3 protein-coding genes are annotated in these 3,759 nt (G+C 48.3%); 2 read left to right on the forward strand and 1 reads right to left on the reverse strand.

The features are described 5' to 3' along the window. The first annotated feature begins 302 nt into the window (after window positions 1-302). Window positions 303-959, forward strand: a complete 657-nt coding sequence (gene hisG / locus ACO6V1_RS22870; RefSeq protein WP_422449992.1) for an ATP phosphoribosyltransferase — start codon at window positions 303-305, stop codon at window positions 957-959. Then, window positions 956-2,284, forward strand: a complete 1,329-nt coding sequence (hisD, locus tag ACO6V1_RS22875) for a histidinol dehydrogenase (RefSeq protein ID WP_422468788.1) — start codon at window positions 956-958, stop codon at window positions 2,282-2,284. The genes hisG and hisD overlap by 4 nt, the downstream gene beginning before the upstream one ends. Before the next feature lie 375 nt (window positions 2,285-2,659). Here hisD and ACO6V1_RS22880 read toward each other — a convergent pair whose 3' ends face one another. Continuing rightward, on the reverse strand, window positions 2,660-3,631 hold the full coding sequence (locus ACO6V1_RS22880; RefSeq protein ID WP_422468790.1) for a hypothetical protein: 972 nt from the start codon (window positions 3,629-3,631) through the stop codon (window positions 2,660-2,662). Window positions 3,632-3,759 lie beyond the last annotated feature (128 nt).

Here is a 3,759-nt window from a genome sequence, read left to right on the forward strand (position 1 = left end):
ACCAGCCTTCCTGCAATGCCGCGCCTCGTCATAGGAGCGCCCTGATACGCTGAGCACGCAACGAAACGTCAACAGGCCCTAGTATGCTTCCAGGAAGAGCAGGCCCATGTAAACAACACATGCCAGCTTTGTATTAGTGCCTTTCTACGTACCTTTCCCTATATCTATGTTATTATCCAGACCAGTGATACTCTCTGGAAAAAGGGTACCTGTAAATAACAATTCATTAATTCTTAACTGTGCAGTTCTTCTACCTTCACCATTTTAACAACGCATGATAAGTAAGGAAGCCTGAGAGAAGTATGTCGAGCCAGATCACTATCGCGCTGTCCAAGGGGCGCATCCTGAAAGAGACTCTCCCTCTGTTGAAAACTGCGGGTATTGAGCCTGCGGAGGATCCGGATAAAAGTCGCAAACTGGTGATTGGTACCACGCATCCCCATGTAAACCTGCTGATTGTCCGCGCCAGCGATGTGCCAACCTATGTTGAGTACGGTGCCGCCGATATGGGCGTTGCTGGCAAGGATGTGCTGATGGAACACGGCTCCTCTGAGTTATATGAACCGCTGGATTTGAACATTGCCCGGTGCAAATTGATGACGGCGGGGAAGGTTGGCGCAGTACCATCTTCTGGCCGACTTAAGGTGGCGACGAAATTTGTCAATATTGCCAAGCAGTACTATGCCTCTCAGGGAATTCAGGCGGATATCATTAAACTCTATGGCTCCATGGAACTGGCTCCGCTGGTTGGCCTGGCGGATATCATTATTGATGTGGTGGATACCGGGAACACCCTGCGGGCCAATGGCCTGGAACCTCAGGAGCTGATTGCTGAAATCAGTTCCAGAATGGTGGTCAACAGGGCATCCATGAAAGTGAAGTACAAAATGATTGGTCAGTTACTGGATCAACTGTCCAGAACCATTGCAGAAACCAATGCAGTTGAGGAACCAGCATGACGTCGGAAGTCGTAACCCCGGTTCAGCTGGATTTCAGCAGTCCGGCGTTTTCATCTCAGCTTGATGCCCTGTTGGCCTGGGAGTCTGTTTCAAACGACAGTGTCCTGCAGCAGGTGAAAGAAATTATTGCTCAGGTGCGCAGCCAGAAAGATCAGGCTGTGATGGCCTGCACCTGTCGTTTTGATCGACGTCAGGTCTCCAGTATGGATGAGCTGACTCTCGATGCTGAGCGTTTGCACCAGGCGCTCAACAGCATTCAGCCTGAGCAGCGGGCAGCGCTGGAAACCGCCGCAAAGCGGATTCGTGACTACCATCAGCATCAACAGCAAAGCTCCTGGAATTACCGCGAGAGCGACGGCACATTGCTTGGCCAGCAGGTGACCCCGATGGATCGAGTGGGACTTTACGTGCCCGGTGGCCGTGCATCCTATCCTTCATCGGTACTAATGAATGCCATACCAGCCTCGGTTGCCGGGGTGCCTGAGGTGGTGATGGTGGTTCCCGCACCAGACGGTGAGCTGAATGAACTGGTACTGGCGGCGGCCGCTGTTGCCGGGGTCAGTCGTGTATTTACCATCGGTGGTGCCCAGGCGGTGGCGGCACTGGCCTATGGCACGGAAACGATCCCGAAGGTGGACAAGATTGTCGGTCCCGGCAATATTTATGTCGCTACCGCCAAGCGGGAAGTGTTTGGTCAGGTGGGTATCGATATGATTGCCGGCCCGTCAGAAATACTGGTGGTTTGTGATGGCCACAGTAACCCCGACTGGATCGCCATGGACCTGTTCTCCCAGGCGGAACACGATGAAGATGCCCAGGCAATTCTGATCTCACCGGACCGGGCTTTTCTGGCGCAGGTGCAGGAGAGCATGAACCGATTGCTGCCAACCATGGAACGGCAGGATATTATCGCAGCGTCGCTTAATAAGCGCGGAGCCCTGATTGCCGTACCTGACCTGGCGGCGGCCTGTGAACTGGTAAATCGCATCGCACCGGAACACCTTGAACTGTCGGTTGAAGAACCCGAAAACTGGCTGCCAGAGATACGCCATGCCGGTGCTATTTTTATGGGCCGATATACGGCAGAAGCCCTGGGTGATTACTGCGCGGGTCCGAACCATGTATTGCCCACATCAGGAACCGCACGCTTCTCTTCACCTTTGGGGGTGTATGACTTCCAGAAACGCTCTTCCGTGATTCAGTTTTCTGCTGACGGCGCGTCGGAAATGGGGAAAGTGGCTTCTGTTCTGGCCAGGGGGGAATCGCTGACGGCACACGCACGTTCTGCAGAGTATCGTATTAACCACGAGGCTGTCCGAGAATAGACTGCCCTACACGGCAACTGCTCCTGCGTTGCTCTAGCTCCTGCATCCATGCAGTCGTGTGGCGACAGCAAATTGGTCTAAAAATCCGCTTTTGTTCGGCAAATAGCCCCGCTATTCACCTCACAAAACCGAATTTTTATCCTCAATTTTCTGCCGCCCTCGCTACGGGGTCGCCAAGCCCGGATATTTCATAGGTGAATATGCTCGTAATGATGACAAAGACGGTATTTACCAAACCCGTGCATGTTAATACGATGGAGGGGGGGGTGGTCACTTCTACGCTTGTGGCTAAGGCCTCACAGGGGAATATCCCAAGAGGCTTCAGCCCTTAGTCAAAATGCTGGTTGCATAGCAGTCTGGAATTCGAAAAGAGCCTCAAAGAATTTTACAGGAAAAGTTCTGCCCTGTGTGTTGTGTACTCGCGGATTCAGGTAACCATTTAACCTTACTGAGTAATGCTTTATCAAGATAATTTAAACACCAAGGGTTATGCCTGATCAGAGAGTTTTTATCTTCATAAATGCGTATGATTTCTGGAAGGTCGTCAATGGTTGCTTTTGAGTTCAGATTATTCACATCGGGATCTGAATCTTCTTTCATTGTTTTTAACTCTTCGAAAGATTCGTCAAAGATTTGCTCAAAAATAAATCTTGCTTCCTGTGGAGAGATATCCTTCAGGTAATCTTTGTGAGTAACAATAAAATGAGTGTGAATACCTCCCGCCTCATATTTTGGTTTTAATTTTTGAAAGATTGACTGTTCAATCGGATTCATTATCCCGGAATTAGCGGACTTTATTTTCAGATTCCCGTAGAAATGATGGACAATCCAACGAGGTGTACGAAGTAAAAAACCAATCATATCAGAACTGCAAGGTGTTTCTTTTAATGTTGGGATATATTGAAAAGCAGTTGTATAGAAGTTTTTCTTCAGTTCGTTTACTTTGAATTTTGGTTTCCCGATAGCCATAATGTTGACAGCTCCTTCACCCCGAGAATCATCTGTCAGTACTGCATAAACATTCATATTTTTGGAAAGTAATTCCCTGAAGTCTCGGTGTGTAATAAGTTGTTCACAGCCAAACTCAAGAGGTTTTTTATCTAAGGGCCGGTAAAATTTTTTTGTCAGGTGGATTGATGGCAAATCGGGCAGGGCCCTGGCAGCCTGTACAGAACTTGATGCAGCTACATCCCCTGCTGTATTACATGTTCTGTGAGTAATGGGATTGTTAGTTTCACTTTCCCTCTGCGAAACTTTATTATCAATATTATCAATTTTTTGATTTTTGTTTTCCTGGTGGGGATTGTAAGTGATTTTTGAAACATCACCACTATTTACACTCTGCATAGTCTGAAACCATTATTTTGAAAAAAAACACAAGATCCATTTTGATTAATGGTTCTTGACCCTTTGTGTTAATTCTGACCTTTTTTCTAAAATTAAGTTCCCAGAAATGACGTACTAGGAGGCTGTTC

The organism is Endozoicomonas sp. ALC013, from assembly GCF_049310205.1.
Classification (GTDB): domain Bacteria; phylum Pseudomonadota; class Gammaproteobacteria; order Pseudomonadales; family Endozoicomonadaceae; genus Endozoicomonas.